Raw genomic sequence first — 16,239 nt, 5'->3', positions numbered from 1 at the left:
AGGAAGCTTTGCTATGTCTGCTACGTTTGATCTCAATACCCGTCCTGATTACGATCACGTGATTCAGGACATCGCGGATTATGTACTTCACTACCAGATAGAGAGTATTGAAGCACTGACTACCGCGCGTCACTGTCTGATGGACACCCTAGGTTGTGGCATACTTGCCCTGCGTTTCCCTGAATGTACCAAACTGCTCGGTCCCATCGTTGAAGGTACGATTGTGCCGCACGGCGCACGCGTGCCTGGCACATCATTTCAGCTTGATCCGGTGAAAGCGGCTTGGGATATCGGCGCGATTATTCGCTGGCTGGATTACAACGATACGTGGCTTGCCGCAGAGTGGGGGCATCCTTCTGATAATCTTGGCGGGATTCTGGCAGTTGCTGACCATCTGTCTCAGGTGCAAGTCTCGCGTGGTAAAGTCCCAATCCCCATGAAGCAAGTGCTTGAAGCGATGATCATGGCACATGAGATTCAAGGCGTGATTGCGCTGGAGAATTCCTTTAATCGTGTGGGTCTGGATCATGTGTTCTTGGTCAAGCTAGCGTCTACTGCGGTCATTGCAAAACTACGCGGTCTGGATCGTGAGCGCACCATGGCGGCCTTATCTCAAGCGATTGTCGATGGTCAATCTCTGCGTACCTATCGTCATGCGCCGAATGCCGGTTCACGTAAGTCATGGGCGGCTGGCGATGCGACTTCGCGTGCCGTACGTCTGGTCGATATCGCCGCACGCGGTGAGATGGGGATTCCCAGTGCGCTGACTGCCCCGCAGTGGGGGTTCTATGACGTTTTGTTTAGCCATACCAATAAAGATCTAGCAACCAAAGCACCCGCAGACCGCCAGTTTAAATTCCAGCGCCCCTATGGCTCATACGTGATGGAAAATGTCTTGTTTAAGATTAGTTTTCCTGCCGAGTTTCATAGTCAGACGGCTTGCGAAGCTGCCGTTATACTGCATCCGTGGGTCAAAGACAAACTGGATCAGATTGATAAGATTATCCTCACTACCCATGATTCAGCCATCCGGATTATCTCTAAAGTCGGTCCTCTGGCCAATCCTGCCGACCGTGATCACTGTCTGCAGTACATGGTGGCAGTACCCCTCATCACAGGGAATCTCACGGCGGATGACTATGAAGATGATTACCATGCAGCACATCCGTTGATTGATGTGCTGCGTGACAAGATGATCGTGGTCGAAGACCCGCGCTATAGTGCGGAATATTACGATCCTGCCTACCGCTCAATTGCCAATGCCATTCAGATTTTCTTTAAAGACGGAACCTCAACTGCGAAGGTCGAAGTGGAGTATCCGCTCGGTCATCGCCGCCGCCGTCTCGATGGCATTCCTGTGCTGATTGAGAAATTTAAGACTAATCTGGCGACGCGTTTTGTGCCGAGTCGGGTTGAGCAGATTGTGAATCTGACCAATGATCCGGTGCAATTAGAGGCAATGCCTGTGCATGAGTTTATGGATTTGTTGGTGATCTAGGCGTTGAGTTAAACAGAATGTTTGTGCTCTTATAATAATCATTATAATTCAGTATTTTATTTTGTAATTATAGGCTATTTGTACAATTTGACAATGATTCATAAAGGGTATAAATTAAATCAAAAGCTCAAAGAATAATCAGACATTATTCAAGAATAAACCACGCAAAGCTTAAGGCTTGGGTGTTTAAAAAGAGCTGATGTGCCAAAGTAAACCGTTGTAGACACGTTAGCTGCTAAGCCGCTGTCTTTGTAGAGTTTAGATACAAGGAGAGATATCATGGCTGCAATTAGTCGTAATGTACTGTCGTATAAACCTGTTTGCCCACCATGGTTCTTAGCCATGGTCTTTATTGGTTCTTTTATTGGAAGTGTGTTTTTCTACGCCATGGAACCCATAGGCGGGAAATTGTTCTCCGATGCACCCATCATCACCGCTTTTTTCGATCCGAGTTCTGCCACCTCTGCAATGCATACCAGCCGTATGGAACATCCGATTGCTTTCTTGCTAATCGGCTTCTGTGTGGTGGTTCAGATTTTTTCAGCATTGATCTTCTTAAGAGAGTTTCCTGTGCTCCTGCTGTCTTCTAGCGAAGAGCGAGTAGCGCGTGCGGCAGGATTGGTGGAAACGACGCTATTGTTCATTGTTGCGAGTTTTGTCGTGATCATTGCAGCATCTGCAATGATGAGCTAGAGGATTCATCAGCGAGCTATAGGGCAGCAGTAGATTGAGATACAATATCTTGATCTGAATGCTGTCCTGACATAGATTGAGCTAAAAAACGACTTTAAAAAGAGTTCGTTTCTGGGGTTGGGTTTTTCTGTTAAAGGACTGGATTAGCACATCATTATCATTTGATGTGTATGTGATGCGCATAAATTACCCCAATTCGGTTACAATGCACCCTTTTTAAGGGCCTTTTCCCATGAGCGCATTGCCAAACTGTCCAAAGTGCCAATCTGAATATACCTATGAGGACGGCGATTTATATATTTGCCCAGAGTGCAGCTACGAGTGGAGTAAGAGTGCCGCGACTGAAGCTGCGGATGACAGTGCTGTGATCAAAGATTCAAATGGTAATTTGCTGCAAGATGGTGATACCGTGACGGTGATTAAAGATCTGAAAGTCAAAGGTTCATCTTTAGTGGTTAAAGTAGGCACCAAGGTTAAAAACATTCGCTTGTTGCCAGATGCCAGTGATGGTCATGATATTGACTGCAAGATTGATGGCATTGGCGCCATGAAACTGAAGTCAGAGTTTGTCAAAAAGGCATAATTTGCTTTTTTTGTGACCGCTTATCAGAAACCGCCCGGAGATTGGCGGTTTTTTTGCATGGTTAAAGTCATGAATCTGTATGATGCTTAATCGTCCGATTTATGACCAACCGGTAAAGATATTTGTATTTTGAATTGTTTAATAGGATAAGGACGCCTAGATCAATGAAAACATGGAATGTTGCCGCAGGACTGCTAGTGGCTGCATCGCTTTTGAGTGGATGTAAGTCCTATGAAGACCAAGCGGTGACGATCTCTCAAATCTCATCCCCTAAAGCCAGCTCAGACGACTGGCGTTCAGTGTCGACCACCAAGCATGCTGAGCGCTTTGAGTCACCCTTGGGGACCATTGAATTTAGCCAAACACCCAGTCTACTGAAAAGCATTGAACAGCCCAAAACCGCTGCGGCTTTCTCGATCCTGCGTAAACAAATAGAGCGTGACTTTAAGGCATCCAAGTGCAGCTTAATGAGTGCGACCGATCCCGATCAGTTAACCATCAACAATCATGATTTTTTGCATACCACCTACCGCACCCGCGATGTGCAAAACCAACGTCAGCGCGTCGAGATCTATGCCGCACCGATCAATAATATGCTGGTGACGATTATTGTCCGTATAGGCGATGATGCCGATATCTATAGCTATAGTGACTTACAAAGCTTTCTGACCGAGCGTGTACGCGCCATCAGCAAAGCTTAAAAGCTAATGGGTAGTGCATCGTCCTTGATGCTCCCTTTCTTGTTTTGTGTTGATCCGCTTCACGCAGCGATTTTCATTGTCTCATCCAGATATTTCCGCCAATGATCTAGTAGGGCAGTACGATCACGTTTAGCGGGATGGAAGTCGGCTTTAAAATAGTCCAGATACTCTGGTACCAGCGTAATGAACATATGACCCAAAAAAGCCACGCCGCGCAGATTACCGCGTAGCGCAAACAGGCTATTACGTCGATCCTGCCAAAACAAACGCCAAGTGCTATAGGCCACCAGAGAAGCGAACCCTGTGGTGACGGAGAGCATCACCTGACGGCGCACTTTGAGATCATTAAATACTTCTTGATAAACATCAAAGGCGACACTCTTGTGTTCCGCTTCTTCAATCGCATGCCAGAGCCAGAGACGCATGGCTTCTTGATCAAAGGATTCAACTAACTTGGGATTGCGTAGGATGTATTCACCGAGCATCGCGGTAAAGTGTTCGAAGGCACAGGTGACTGCCAGTTGATAACGTGCAGGTACGGCTTTGATCCGTTTGTCTTCACGTGCCAGCCATGCCATAAAGCTATCCAGTTGGTAGTCATCCCGACGCCAGCTTTGGTTGAATTGACTATGCGCTTGTGAGTGCATGGCTTCTTGACCAATAAATGCAGAAATCTGGGTTTGCAAGGCATCGTTTTTTACCCGATCACGCACATTCCGCACACTATGGACAAAGAACTGCTCGCCAATCGGAAAGGTCGAAGAGAGGGCCGTCAGTAAATGAGAGACCAGCGGCGACCGTGCAAAGTACTGACGCGGTATCCGCGCAGGCTGGAAGGCGAGGCGACGTACGGTAATGCCGATGGCTTTCGGGCGGGTAATGGGTCGAATAGCAACAGACATGGGGGGCATTCTCCAAACGATGCTTTACAGGCGACTGGTCATCAGAGGCTTGCAAACAAGTTTATTCAGAGAATTATCATGACAATGAGCAGTGTCAAATTAAATGGCGAAATCGATCATTTATGCATCCCAAAAGTCAGTTCTGACCAGTTTTAAAAGATGCTTCTTTTTTTATTTCTTAAATATTGAACCGAACGGTAAAAACGTGTTAACATTTATCCAAGCAATCGGTCAACGTTTTCAGAAGTTGAAGTGAGCTATAGATTTATTTAATATGTTGTTTATACAAATCTTATTCTAATTTTTAAAATTTTTATGAATAAGGTTAATTTTGTTTTAATCGTTACATAATTGACATTTGTTTACAGAGTTAGGACAGCCTAGCTACAGACTCAAGCTGCATGTGGACATATACTGCTTATGTCCCCCAAAGACAGTAAGACCCCTTTTCAGTCCGCCTCCCCCGGCGGACTTTTTTTATGCGTGTTGTATAGTCATGCCAAGACTTCATTCATATCACAGGCAATAAAAAACGCCCGATCTGGGCGTTTTTTTATGAAATAGGCAGGGACGAGGCTGGTCGTCTAGTTCCTATTAAGAATCGTTTGCGGAAGAGCCGAGTTGAGATTGGGTATAGTTTTGAATGCCAATACGCTCAATCAGATCAAGCTGGGTTTGCAGCCAGTCGATGTGTTCTTCTTCGCTTTCCAGAATGTCGTTAAACAGATCACGGGACACATAGTCACGGACTTTTTCGCAATGTTCAATGGCATCTTTCAAATCCGGATGCGCTTGCATTTCCATGCCTAAGTCACATGCCAATACCTCTTTGACGTCTTCCCCGATATGCAGTTTGCCGAGCTGTTGCAAGTTTGGCAGACCTTCCAAAAACAGGATACGTTCAATCAATCGGTCAGCATGTTTCATTTCATCAATCGACTCATGCCACTCATGTTCAGCAAGCTTGGTGATGCCCCAGTTTTTAAACATTTTGGAATGCAGAAAATACTGGTTGATGGCCGTCAATTCATTGAGCAAAACTTTATTGAGATAGGCAATAACTTGCGGGTCGCCACGTAATGACATGATAAGGCTCCTGATGAGTTCTAATAAGTGTTGGCATTATTGTAATCGCGTCTGCCATCAGAATAAATCAATTTAAAATCAAATATTGAGGAGATTTGTGACTATCAAGAATAGGATTCAAAAGTAGATTTATTTACGTTTGGAAGTGATTCTAATTTAGAAATGTGATTGTTTTATGATCGGATATCGAATGAGGAAAAGTGGTGCGAATGTTTATGGAATTGAGAGTTATTCAGGCGGTCAATTGACCGCCTGAATGGGAGGGTATCAGCACAACAGTGCCTAGATTAAGCCGCTCTTTTCTTTGGAACCCAGACCCAGATCATTTCACATTCAACTGGGCTTTGGCCCGTTTCATCGGTGATGATGCAAGAGACTGTCACTTCACCTTTAGGAGTGGTGGCAATCAATTCACGCTGAGTCTGAGTCAGGGTTGCGACCGCAGTAATATCACCCTTGGCAACTTTCTTGTATTCCAGTTTCATCGATTTAATCAGCACCAGTTTTTCACCATCAGGCAGGTTCATCGAGGTGACAAAACCGGTCGCAGTTTCTGCAACCAATGCCATGGCAACTGCATGCACACCATGAATATGATTTTGCATGGGGCGACGATTTTTGATGGTGCAGATGACTTTTTCTGGAGTAACCAGTTCGTAGCGGATGCCTGCTGTGCCAACCATGGGAACCGCTTTACCAAAAGCAGTAGAGAGTACTCGAACGCGAACCGATGCCGGTAGTAGTTTGGTTCCGTTCACGATAGTGGCGATTAGATTCTTACTCATAATGTACTCTCAATCCTGCAAGGGGTTTAGTGTCTAGATCTGATGGGCTTAGACCGCATCAGTCTTTAAAGTTATTGAACTGCAATGGTAAACCGAACTGTTGTTCTTTCAGATAAGCCATGATTTGTTGCAAGGTATCGCGTTTTTTGTCTGTGACGCGAATCTTGTCACCTTGGATTGAAGATTGAACTTTAATGCCGCTTTCTTTAATGGCTTTATTAATTTTTTTTGCGCTATCTGAGTCAAGTCCATCTTTGAGCTTGATCAATTGAGTGATGAACTTCCCAGAAGCAGCCATGTCCTGCGGATCCAGACTCTGGATGTCTACTTTGCGCTTGGTCATGTGGTTTTCTAACATGGCGTAAACGTTTTCAACTTGAAAATCGCTTTCGCCTTTGATTTTAATTTCTTTGTTTTTTTCATTCAGTTCAATACTGACTTCGCTACTGCGAAAATCGAAACGGGTCTGGATTTCTTTTTGTGTGTTTTGTACAGCATGATTGAGTTCAAAAAGCTCTAATTCTGAGACAATATCGAGTGATGGCATAAGGTAACCTATACGGATAAATTGAATGACGTCATTATAGCAAATTGTACCTACAAAACGCGGGGTGTCAGCGCTTTGACGTGTATGAAGTGTTAAGTTGAATGAACGCATCAGTTCAAATCATGAGGAGTAGTGTGGTGATTAAGCAATTAGCAATTATGGATTTTCCTGCAGTTCAACAGGATAAGCCGCAGGTGCAGGTCTGGGATGTACGAGATAGCAAGTCTTTTGCCGAGGGGCATATTGTGGGTGCGGTGAATCGCCCGATTGAGCATCTGGATGCATCTACCCTCGAAGGCATCCCTCAAGGTGAGCCTGTGTACGTGCTGTGTGGTGGTGGCACCAAAGCGGGTCGTGCGGTGACGATTCTGGAAGCCTTAGATCCAACACGCGATTATATTGAACTAAAAGGCGGCACTCGCGGTGCAAAAGCTGCCGGCTGGCCGATTGTCAGCGAAGCATAAACGCAGTCTAACGATAGCCTAACCACAGCGAAATTGGTCATGAGCACATCACCACGGAAAATCATCCATATTGATATGGATGCCTTCTATGCCTCAGTTGAGCAGCGTGATGATGCCAGCTTGCGTGGCAAACCCGTGGTGGTGGCGTGGAAAGGGGAGCGCTCGGTGGTCTGTGCGGCCTCTTATGAGGCCAGAAAGTTTGGTATACGCTCGGCCATGTCGGCAATCCGCGCCGAGCGCTTATGTCCTGATGCCGTCTTTGTTCCCCCTGATTTTGTCCGTTATAAAGCGGCTTCGCGGCAGATGCATGAGATTTTTCATCGTTATACCGATCTGATTGAACCCTTGTCTTTAGATGAGGCTTATCTCGATGTCACTGCGCCAAAGGCAGATCTTGGATCAGCGACTGCCATAGCCACCCAAATCCGTGCCGAGATTCGCGACGAGATTGGGCTTACGGCATCGGCTGGCGTAGCACCGAATAAACTGTTGGCCAAGATTGCCTCTGATTGGCGTAAGCCCGACGGGCTGTTTGTGATTCGACCTCATCAGGTCGAGGCTTTTTTACAACCGTTACCCGTGTCGAAGATTCATGGCGTGGGTAAGGTGATGCAGGCCAAGCTGACAGAACTGGGTATCGCAACCGTTGCGGATTTAAGACAACGAGAGCTTGCTGAGCTTGAGCAACGCTTTGGTCGTTTTGGTCGGCGACTGTTTGAGTGCGCGCGAGGTATCGATGAGCGTACGGTCGAGCCCAATCAACCTGTGCAGTCGATCTCATCTGAAGATACCTTTAGTGTCGATCTCCCCTTAAGTGCTTTACATGAAGCCATTCAGAAGTTGGCGCTCAGAACATGGAATGCGACCAAGAAGACCAATCGTATTGGACGCACAGTGGTCTTAAAGCTTAAAACTGCGCAGTTTCAAAGTATCACCCGTAGCTTTACCCCTCAGCACACGATTCGTTCCGAGACGGAATTCACGCAAATCGCGCTCGCACTCTGCGAGCGTGTTCAATTGCCAGAAAGCACTCATTATCGACTCGTGGGTGTGGGTCTCAGTGGTTTTGTCGAGCGAGATGAGATCTCGCTGCAAGGGGAGCTGTTCGATTAGGATTTTTCAAGCGGCCAGTCGAGGTGGTTGAGTGACGGGTCATTTAAGCGATTAAAGTGATCCGTAATCCGTTCAATCAGTGCATGGTCTTTTTCCCGATCAAGGCTTTGATAACTTTGACCATTGTAGCGATCATGATAGGTCAGTATGGGCACAATCGATTGCTGCTCCTTATACATCGAATGAATCAACTGGCTTTCTTTGTCATTCGGATTGATCAGACGTATCGCATAGAGTAGCCCTAGTGCGGTACCAAATTCCAGCATTGGTGTGGCAATCTCGTATTTCTGAGCCAGATCAATACTGCCGATGATGCGTTCTTTTCTTTGCAGTTTACGCAGGGGATCGCGGGCCACGCGAGCACAAGGGTCTTTAAAAGAGACCTTACAGCTTTGAATAAAATTCTGAATAAAGGTATTCATAAAGTTGGCGGACACAGGGGATTCTTTGAGAATGGCAGGTTTGATCTCATGATTGACCAGTTTTTTGACCAGTGCCAAAACCCGTGGATCACCCATGCCCTGACCAATACTTTGATAGCCCAGTAAACTGCCATACCATGCGATGATGGCATGGGTGCCATTGAGCAGTTTGTTTTTGATCATTTGAATTTCTTTCATATTATCAAAAACTTGAACTTGTCTTAATTGCTCCAGAATTTTACTGCCTTTTTGTGCATACAGCGCCATTTCAGGGCCGCTATTAAACACCGTCACGTTGAACGAATTGACGATATCCGTGATATTCGACATCACATCCAGTTTTTCAGAGATGCTTTGAATACTCTGATCGGTGGGGTCTTCACCTTGCGGCAGTATGGTGCGGATATTCTTGCGCGAGAGCAGATTCTTATCGGCAAGGCCCCCCTCCACACTATAAAAATTAATCTTGGCTTGTTTGATCAGCGCTTTATTCGATGCCTTGCTGACAATACGATTCACCACGGTTTCGGTAAAGTAAACGTGATCAATGATCTGTTTGCATGTCACCTCATCTGTCAGCAGGGATAAGGCCTGTTTGACTTGCTTTTTCACAAAGGTTGCGCCAGAAACTTTATTTAAGATAATCAATAGCGTGATCTCACGGCCACTGGCGTGGTGACGTGCAAGCAGCCCCTGGGCAATTAGGCTCGCCTGTTGTTTGATCGCCGCTTCAGGTAGGCATAAGCCGATGATCTCAGATTCAACATACATCTGAAGCATGGCCTCTTCATCAGCAATATCAATCAATCGAATATGATCAATGGTTTGGTCAAAGGCGAGTTTGCTGTAGTCCACATGATATTTGCCGAAGGCATTGATCAGATTTCTAAGGACGCTATTGCCCGTGGCGGCTGTGATTTCCATTGGACGAGTGTAGCCATCCCAATGAGAGAAGACTTGCGTCAGATAACCACCGCCCATGGCGCCAAAACCATGGATACCCACTTTTAATTGATTAATGGCTTGGGGAAAGGCATCAATCAGTTTGGGGATCGGTAGGTTAGGTGTTGCATCTGCCAATTCTTGTAGGAACTCAGTCATGCTTTCATAAAACTGAAAAGCTTTTTGCTTGATCTCGGGTTTTGGTTCTTTGATATCTTTAATCAGGATGGGGATCCCACCAGCACCAAATGCCGAGAGCAAACCATTTTCGGAGTCTTCAAACATAAAGCAGTGTTCGGGGGGGCAGTTCAGTTCATGCGCTGCGGTTAAGAAAATCTCTGGGTGAGGTTTGCCCAATTGCACTTCATCACCACACACGGTGATATCAAAGTACTTCATCACATTGGCATTGATCAGATATTCTTCTGCAATCTCACGGCGACTTGATGTGGCAACGGCCATCAACATGTCATTTTTTTTGAGTCGTTCTAGGACTTGAAACAGTCCTTTTTTGATGGGCACGCCGTATGTTCTGATGTGTGCTAGTTCAAGCTCATCGGCACGACGGCGGATATCTTTGTAGGGATAGTCAGTGCCATAGACACTTTGGGCTAGCTCTTCGGCTTTCTTAGCACTCAAACCCAGTGAGCCCAAGAGGACTTCATGACTGATGGGCGTTCCAAAGAGCTCATCGGACGCTTGCTGGATTGTTTTGAAGCGAAGTCGTTCAGTATCAAACATGGTGCCATCCATATCGAAAATGGCAGCCTTAATGGTTCTATCTTTAAAAATCATATATATACCTTTGACGCAATTGCGTAGTCATGGAAATGGAATGGATGTCAGCTCATAGATCTTTCTCTGTCATGTTCATGTTTGGGTCTATAGGTCATCGTCATTGTGTGGACTGACAAAAAGTTAAGACGGGTTGCTACTTTGCAGCGAAATACCGTCGTTATTCATGGATAAGCGTTCATCCTTGCGCTTTTAAAATCAGACATCCTGTTTTGTCATGGGTATGCCGTATCATGCTTAGCGCATTGTTTTATAAAAATTTATCGTATTTATTTTTGAGGCTGTATTTTGATGTGTTCAACTTGCCGCCGTTGATCATTTGTGAGTTGCATGAATGAGGTCGTAACTTATCGTAATGTCTGTGCAGGAAGTTATTCCATGAAAATTTCTGTCATGAACATTCCTATCAGCGCTCAGACGCGTTGCTTTGATTGAGAGTCGTATGTTCAATCGCGAATTGTATTTTACCACATGGTAAAGTTTGTTATCGGTGTAGGTGCCGTTAGTATGTTAAAAGATGTAAAACATCACCAAATTGGAGCACTGTGTCATCTTACGTTAAAATTGTAAGCGCAAGAGATAAGACATCGTAGGGGCATTGTAGCCGCGTGTGCTCAACATCTGTTTGAGCCAGATTATTTACATAAACGGGACGCGTGGGGCATCTTTTTAAAGGTGGGATGCTCTAAAATATAAGTCTGGTTTAGTCGCTTTGGAAAAGTATATGAATATCAATAAGCCCATGTTGCTGGTGTGGAGTAGCGTCTTTCTGGTGACATTCTTGTCAGCCTGTAATAAACACGAGCAACGTGTTGCCGCCGATGCCAAAGAGGCAGCACCCACGGAGACCGCATCAGCCCCGGCGCCCACCGCGAATCAAATTGCGATTGCAGGAAAGTATGAGGGCACTCTGCCGGGCGGAGACTCCAGTATTAAAACCATTATACAACTTAATGCAGATGGTACTTACACGTCCAATGAAACCTATGTTCGTGAGAAAGAGTTTAAGCAACCTGAAGTAAAAGGGCTGTGGCTGGCTAGCAAAGACGGCACCAATATTGCGCTGAAGTCCGATAGTGCTGTTCCTGGCAATATCGTGTGCTTTGGCGTTGTGGCTGGCGGTATTGTTAAATACGATACCTCATGCAAACCGATTGCCAGTGAACATGCTGCAATGTATACATTGAAGAAGTCTTAAGTATTTCTCGTTTATTCTGAAAAACAAAAAAGCCGCACCATCTTTCGATGTGTGCGGCTTTTTGTTTGCTTAGGGCATTATGCCGTTGCGGATTTCTTCTTCATTTGATCAAAGAAGTCATCGTTGGTCTTGGTATCTTTCATGCGATCAAGCAAGAATTCAATCGCTTGTAGCTCATCCATCGGATGTAGCAATTTACGCAGAATCCAAACCTTACGTAGGGTATCTTCATCCATCAGACGCTCTTCACGACGCGTACCAGATTTCTTGATGTTCATGGCTGGGAACACGCGCTTTTCGGCGATACGGCGTTCAAGATTGATTTCTTGGTTACCGGTTCCTTTGAACTCTTCGAAAATGACTTCATCCATTTTTGAACCAGTTTCGATCAGCGCGGTACCGATGATGGTCAGTGAACCGCCTTCCTCGATATTACGCGCTGCACCAAAGAAGCGTTTTGGACGTTCAAGCGCATGCGCATCCACACCACCGGTCAAGACTTTACCGGAGGATGGAATCACGGTGTTGTAAGCACGGGCGAGGCGAGTGATCGAGTCGAGCAGAATCACCACGTCTTTCTTGTGTTCAACGAGACGTTTTGCTTTTTCGATCACCATTTCAGCCACTTGGACGTGACGTGCTGGTGGCTCATCAAAGGTCGATGCGACGACTTCACCACGGACAGTACGTTGCATTTCTGTGACTTCTTCAGGACGCTCATCGATCAAGAGAACGATCAAATACGCTTCAGGCGTATTGCGAGTAATTGACTGGGCCAGAGTTTGCAGCAACATGGTTTTACCGGCTTTAGGCGGTGCAACCACGATGGAGCGTTGGCCTTTACCAATCGGCGCCATCAAATCGATCACACGACCCGTTAGATCCTCAGTCGTGCCGTTACCTAACTCCATGATCATCTGTTCTGTTGGGAACAGCGGGGTTAAGTTTTCAAAAAGGATTTTATTACGGGCATTTTCTGGGGAATCGTAGTTGATCTGATTCACTTTAAGCAGTGCGAAGTAGCGTTCACCTTCTTTTGGTGGGCGAATCGTACCGTTGATGGTGTCGCCTGTACGCAGATTGAAGCGTCGAATCTGACTTGGGCTGACATAGATGTCGTCAGGGCCGGCAAGATAAGAGCCTTCAGCAGAGCGTAGAAAGCCAAAACCATCACCCAAAATTTCAAGGACACCATCGCCAAAGATTTCGTCGCCGTTCATGGCGTGGCGTTTAAGCAGTGCAAAAATAATATCTTGTTTGCGATTTCTCGCCATATTGTCTAAGCCAATTTGTTCAGCAATATGCACAAGTTCGCTGATTGGTTTTTTCTTAAGTTCTGTAAGATTCATAGAGCAGGATTCGTGGAATGGAGGAGGGAGGGAGAAACAAAATGTTGCATGGTATGGATATCTTTCAATGGGGATCGGTTTCGTTCAGCTAATAAGATAAATTGGGGCATTTCTAGGTGCGACCTGTGGTTTTGCGAAATCCAAAAAGGACCAATCGCGTGTAAATACAGTGAGCAATGCATGAAGTGTCTTAAATTAAAAATTAAAGTTGTTGAGAGGGATATGTACAGTCTAGCCAGATGATATTGATTAGTTTTAGCGGGAACGCGAACCATCAGAGTGTAAGAGACTTTATGCTCTGAATGCAGGGTTGCTAAAAATGATCAAGTGAATCACTAAGTAAAATGCCGTCATCCCGGACAGTCATATTTTGTGTTTGTTTAAGATAGTGTACGTCGTTGTGTTATCTTAAAAGCATCATCTTTACTACATCATAACGCGTTGGTTCTGAAACAAAAACAGAATTCAAATCGTTTGATTCAGATCACTTTGTAACCCTAGATAAAGTATCAAAGCAAAATTATTAAATTTAAATCGATTCGGAACAAATTTTATAGGAGTGAAGTAGGTTTGACCGAGCGGTCGTCTTGAATCAACTGGCGGGGCAGTCTATCAAAAAATAAACATCTTTTCCTTATTTGGAACTATAAGAGCTTTGATAAGGACTTGTCAATGTTGTTACACATCTAAATTTAAAAACAATACAAAAAAAAGCATTAGTGGTGATGGGCATGCATGGCATGTCCATCACTCAAGATCTGTTAGATATGTTGTTCGATGAATGAAACCAATTGTGAGCGCGGTGCTGCGCCAACTTTTTGATCTACTTTCTCACCGTTCTTGAAGATCAGCAGAGCAGGAATGTTACGGATGTTATAATCTACAGAGGTTTGTTCGTTAGCAGTTACGTCTACTTTGACGATTTTGATTTTGCCTTCGTATTCTGCAGACAATGCTTCTAAAACTGGAGCGATTTGTTTACAAGGTGCACACCAGCTTGCCCAGAAATCAACCAGTACAGGGATATCTGAATCCAAGACGTCGGTTTTGAAGTTACTGTCAGTGGTGTTGATAATCAGGTCGCTCATGGCGGACTCCAAATAGGTGAATCGGTAGACCTACGATACACATGCTGATCGCGAAAGATTAATGGTTTGTTTGATCAGTATCAATCTCTGCGCTATTAAAGCATGGCGCTACTAAAACTGCGTAGTGTTGATATGTAGGGTAATGTTGCCATTTTCAAGGGTAAAGCCTTTACTGTCAAATGGGCTCTTCTGATGGGGCTGATCGGTTCTGTCGATGATGTCAGTTTTAAATCAGCGTGTTATGCAGATAAAAGTCACCTGTTAACGCGTTTCGATCTCACTAATATGACGACATGGTGAAATATTGGTAGCATTTTGAGTCGATTTGCATGACGTTTTGGTTGGGCTTTGGTGACGTTTCGCGTTAAACTCAGGTCAATTGACGTGTGATACGTTTGATGCAAGCGACTAGGGCGGGTAGGGGATTAACCCCAAATTGCGTTCTAGCGTTTTTTTTGGATGAGAATTTCTCCAATTTTTCTTTTTTCTTTTAATGGTTTTTATCGTTTTTGGATTTGCTGATGGCTGATTTTTTCCCTGAAGAAGAACTTTTGGCCGCGATTGATCTCGGGTCGAATAGTTTTCATTTAGCAATCGCGCGTTTAGATCACGGCGAAGTGCGTAAAGTTGCATCAATGTCAGAAAAAGTGCAGTTAGCCGCAGGCTTGGATGCTGACAAAGTATTGAGTTTGGAGGCGCAGCAGCGTGGATTAGATTGTCTTTCCCGTTTTGTGGGGCGGTTGGGGAGTGTCACTCCCCAGCGGATGCGCATTGTGGCGACCAATGCGCTGCGTGAAGCAACCAATGCTCAAGAGTTTATTGATAAAGCGCAGCGGATACTGCCGAAATCAATTGAGATTATCGCTGGACGCGAAGAAGCACGTCTGATTTATCTGGGCGTATCGCATACCACTGCGGCGGGTGGTCGTCGTTTGGTGGTGGATATTGGTGGCGGTTCGACCGAGTTTATTATTGGTCAGGATTTTGAGCCGTTGCAAACAGAGTCCTTACAGATGGGTTGTGTCGCGTTTACCCGTCAGTTTTTTGTGGATGGTCAGATCAATCCGATGTCTTTTGAACGTGCCAAGGCAGCGGCGCGTAAGGAAGTCACCGCGATTGCGGCGATTTATCGTGAAACGGGTTGGGATACTGTGGTTGGTTCAAGCGGTACGATTAAGGCCGCGCGTCAGTTGCTGATTCAGCAAGGCCTTAGCGATGAGCAAGGCCATATTACGTATGCGGCACTCGAAAAACTGCGTGAGCAAATTTTGAAGTGGAAACATACTGATGACATTTACTTTGAGGGGTTAAAAGAAGACCGTAAAGCAGTGTTGCCAGCGGGTCTTGCGATTCTGATGGGTTTATTTGAAATTCTTGGTATTGAAAAAATGGGTTACTCCGATGGCGCACTGCGTGAGGGGGTCATGTATGATCTGCTCGGACGCTTCCGTCATGAAGATGTGCGTGATCGTAGTGTCCAAGCGTTGATGGCACGTTACTACGCTGATCCACGTCAAGCGGAGCGAGTGGCATTGACTGCACGTACCTTATTTGAACAAGTAGCAGATGCCTTAAATCTGGATGAAGAAGACGGTGATTTACTGCGCCGTGCGGCTTACTTGCATGAAATTGGATTGGCCATTAGTCACGGCAGTTATCATCGTCATGGGGCTTACCTGCTTGAGCATTCTGATGTGCCCGGCTTTTCTAAAGTCGATCAACTACGTTTGTCTTTTCTCGTCGGCCTACATCGCCGCAAGCTTCGCGTTGAAACACGCGCACAAGTACTGCATGCCGGTGGTCAATCGTTATTAACACTATGTCTGTTGTTACGCTTATCAGTCTTGTTCCATCATTCACGCTATGATCAGGTCGTACCGACCTTTGTGTTATCGATTATTGATGAGAAAACATGGCAGTTGGCAGTAGATCAGCATGGCGCTGAGTGGCCAATGCTGCAAGCGGATCTGCAGCAGGAGATTGTCCAGTTCGCGAATTGGGGGATTGCACTGGATATCGTGCAATTGATTAAAGCTGAAATTGAAGCCTAACAGTGTCTTAACAGCAGTTTGC

Annotated in this window: 15 protein-coding genes; 8 read left to right on the top strand and 7 right to left on the bottom strand. The window is 45.5% G+C overall.

Annotated elements, in window-relative coordinates; genetic code table 11:
- Nucleotides 1–13 precede the first annotated feature (13 nt).
- The 4 genes from ACLHG7_RS02560 (at nucleotide 14) to ACLHG7_RS02545 (ending at nucleotide 3,475) form a co-directional block, all read left to right on the top strand.
- Nucleotides 14–1,498, top strand: a complete 1,485-nt coding sequence (locus ACLHG7_RS02560; RefSeq protein ID WP_410209507.1) for a bifunctional 2-methylcitrate dehydratase/aconitate hydratase — start codon at nucleotides 14–16, stop codon at nucleotides 1,496–1,498.
- Between the two features lie 279 nt (nucleotides 1,499–1,777).
- Nucleotides 1,778–2,191 carry a hypothetical protein gene (locus ACLHG7_RS02555; RefSeq protein ID WP_410209506.1) on the top strand — a complete coding sequence of 138 codons (414 nt, stop codon included), beginning with the start codon at nucleotides 1,778–1,780 and terminating at the stop codon, nucleotides 2,189–2,191.
- A 232-nt stretch (nucleotides 2,192–2,423) separates the two neighbouring features.
- Nucleotides 2,424–2,774: a zinc ribbon domain-containing protein YjdM gene (locus tag ACLHG7_RS02550; protein WP_410209505.1), complete on the top strand. Its 351-nt coding sequence runs from the start codon at nucleotides 2,424–2,426 to the stop codon at nucleotides 2,772–2,774.
- 164 nt (nucleotides 2,775–2,938) lie between these two features.
- On the top strand, nucleotides 2,939–3,475 hold the full coding sequence (locus ACLHG7_RS02545; RefSeq protein WP_410209504.1) for a hypothetical protein: 537 nt from the start codon (nucleotides 2,939–2,941) through the stop codon (nucleotides 3,473–3,475).
- Between the two features lie 59 nt (nucleotides 3,476–3,534).
- On the opposite strand, the gene ACLHG7_RS02540 is transcribed toward ACLHG7_RS02545, so the two are convergent.
- The 4 genes from ACLHG7_RS02540 to ACLHG7_RS02525 form a co-directional block, all read right to left on the bottom strand.
- A complete protein-coding gene (locus ACLHG7_RS02540) occupies nucleotides 3,535–4,377 on the bottom strand; it encodes a metal-dependent hydrolase (protein ID WP_410209503.1) in 843 nt (280 codons plus the stop codon).
- Between the two features lie 594 nt (nucleotides 4,378–4,971).
- A complete protein-coding gene (bfr, locus tag ACLHG7_RS02535; RefSeq protein WP_410209502.1) occupies nucleotides 4,972–5,463 on the bottom strand; it encodes a bacterioferritin in 492 nt (163 codons plus the stop codon).
- 287 nt (nucleotides 5,464–5,750) lie between these two features.
- On the bottom strand, nucleotides 5,751–6,248 hold the full coding sequence (locus ACLHG7_RS02530; protein WP_322887809.1) for a DUF4442 domain-containing protein: 498 nt from the start codon (nucleotides 6,246–6,248) through the stop codon (nucleotides 5,751–5,753).
- Between the two features lie 58 nt (nucleotides 6,249–6,306).
- On the bottom strand, nucleotides 6,307–6,795 hold the full coding sequence (locus ACLHG7_RS02525) for a YajQ family cyclic di-GMP-binding protein (RefSeq protein WP_410209501.1): 489 nt from the start codon (nucleotides 6,793–6,795) through the stop codon (nucleotides 6,307–6,309).
- A 158-nt stretch (nucleotides 6,796–6,953) separates the two neighbouring features.
- Here ACLHG7_RS02525 and ACLHG7_RS02520 point away from each other — a divergent pair, with 158 nt between their 5' ends.
- Together ACLHG7_RS02520 and dinB are read left to right on the top strand one after the other, a co-directional pair.
- Entirely contained in the window at nucleotides 6,954–7,259 is a 306-nt protein-coding gene (locus ACLHG7_RS02520; RefSeq protein ID WP_410209681.1) for a rhodanese-like domain-containing protein, read from the top strand.
- A gap of 39 nt (nucleotides 7,260–7,298) precedes the next feature.
- Nucleotides 7,299–8,372, top strand: a complete 1,074-nt coding sequence (gene dinB / locus ACLHG7_RS02515; RefSeq protein ID WP_410209500.1) for a DNA polymerase IV — start codon at nucleotides 7,299–7,301, stop codon at nucleotides 8,370–8,372.
- On the opposite strand, the gene mtlD is transcribed toward dinB, so the two are convergent.
- Nucleotides 8,369–10,531 (bottom strand): bifunctional mannitol-1-phosphate dehydrogenase/phosphatase, encoded by a 2,163-nt coding sequence (mtlD, locus tag ACLHG7_RS02510; protein ID WP_410209499.1) that lies wholly within the window; start codon nucleotides 10,529–10,531, stop codon nucleotides 8,369–8,371. The genes dinB and mtlD overlap by 4 nt on opposite strands.
- A gap of 724 nt (nucleotides 10,532–11,255) precedes the next feature.
- Between mtlD and ACLHG7_RS02505 the strand changes: the two genes are divergently transcribed.
- Nucleotides 11,256–11,729, top strand: coding sequence for a copper resistance protein NlpE N-terminal domain-containing protein (locus ACLHG7_RS02505; protein ID WP_410209498.1), 474 nt, complete (start codon nucleotides 11,256–11,258; stop codon nucleotides 11,727–11,729).
- 77 nt (nucleotides 11,730–11,806) lie between these two features.
- Here ACLHG7_RS02505 and rho read toward each other — a convergent pair whose 3' ends face one another.
- Entirely contained in the window at nucleotides 11,807–13,078 is a 1,272-nt protein-coding gene (rho, locus tag ACLHG7_RS02500) for a transcription termination factor Rho (RefSeq protein ID WP_114899648.1), read from the bottom strand.
- 761 nt (nucleotides 13,079–13,839) lie between these two features.
- Complete coding sequence (trxA, locus tag ACLHG7_RS02495) at nucleotides 13,840–14,166, bottom strand: thioredoxin (protein ID WP_114899647.1); 327 nt, start codon at nucleotides 14,164–14,166, stop codon at nucleotides 13,840–13,842.
- 521 nt (nucleotides 14,167–14,687) lie between these two features.
- On the opposite strand from trxA, the gene ppx reads away from it, so the two are divergent.
- Entirely contained in the window at nucleotides 14,688–16,217 is a 1,530-nt protein-coding gene (ppx, locus tag ACLHG7_RS02490; protein WP_410209497.1) for an exopolyphosphatase, read from the top strand.
- Nucleotides 16,218–16,239: the final 22 nt, after the last annotated feature.

This window comes from Aquirhabdus sp. (genome assembly GCF_046462495.1).
Taxonomy (GTDB): domain Bacteria; phylum Pseudomonadota; class Gammaproteobacteria; order Pseudomonadales; family Moraxellaceae; genus Aquirhabdus.
This window is presented reverse-complemented; position numbering and strand designations above follow the sequence as displayed.

Excerpts from the sequence above, each read along its gene's own strand:
- trxA (WP_114899647.1), bottom strand. The coding sequence starts at position 14,166 with ATGAGCGACCTGATTATCAACACCACTGACAGTAACTTCAAAACCGAC.
- rho (WP_114899648.1), bottom strand. The coding sequence starts at position 13,078 with ATGAATCTTACAGAACTTAAGAAAAAACCAATCAGCGAACTTGTGCAT.
- ACLHG7_RS02530 (WP_322887809.1), bottom strand. The coding sequence starts at position 6,248 with ATGAGTAAGAATCTAATCGCCACTATCGTGAACGGAACCAAACTACTA.
- bfr (WP_410209502.1), bottom strand. The coding sequence starts at position 5,463 with ATGTCATTACGTGGCGACCCGCAAGTTATTGCCTATCTCAATAAAGTT.
- ACLHG7_RS02525 (WP_410209501.1), bottom strand. The coding sequence starts at position 6,795 with ATGCCATCACTCGATATTGTCTCAGAATTAGAGCTTTTTGAACTCAAT.
- ACLHG7_RS02545 (WP_410209504.1), top strand. The coding sequence starts at position 2,939 with ATGAAAACATGGAATGTTGCCGCAGGACTGCTAGTGGCTGCATCGCTT.
- ACLHG7_RS02550 (WP_410209505.1), top strand. The coding sequence starts at position 2,424 with ATGAGCGCATTGCCAAACTGTCCAAAGTGCCAATCTGAATATACCTAT.
- dinB (WP_410209500.1), top strand. The coding sequence starts at position 7,299 with ATGAGCACATCACCACGGAAAATCATCCATATTGATATGGATGCCTTC.
- ppx (WP_410209497.1), top strand. The coding sequence starts at position 14,688 with ATGGCTGATTTTTTCCCTGAAGAAGAACTTTTGGCCGCGATTGATCTC.
- ACLHG7_RS02560 (WP_410209507.1), top strand. The coding sequence starts at position 14 with ATGTCTGCTACGTTTGATCTCAATACCCGTCCTGATTACGATCACGTG.
- ACLHG7_RS02520 (WP_410209681.1), top strand. The coding sequence starts at position 6,954 with ATGGATTTTCCTGCAGTTCAACAGGATAAGCCGCAGGTGCAGGTCTGG.
- ACLHG7_RS02555 (WP_410209506.1), top strand. The coding sequence starts at position 1,778 with ATGGCTGCAATTAGTCGTAATGTACTGTCGTATAAACCTGTTTGCCCA.
- ACLHG7_RS02505 (WP_410209498.1), top strand. The coding sequence starts at position 11,256 with ATGAATATCAATAAGCCCATGTTGCTGGTGTGGAGTAGCGTCTTTCTG.
- mtlD (WP_410209499.1), bottom strand. The coding sequence starts at position 10,531 with ATGATTTTTAAAGATAGAACCATTAAGGCTGCCATTTTCGATATGGAT.
- ACLHG7_RS02540 (WP_410209503.1), bottom strand. The coding sequence starts at position 4,377 with ATGTCTGTTGCTATTCGACCCATTACCCGCCCGAAAGCCATCGGCATT.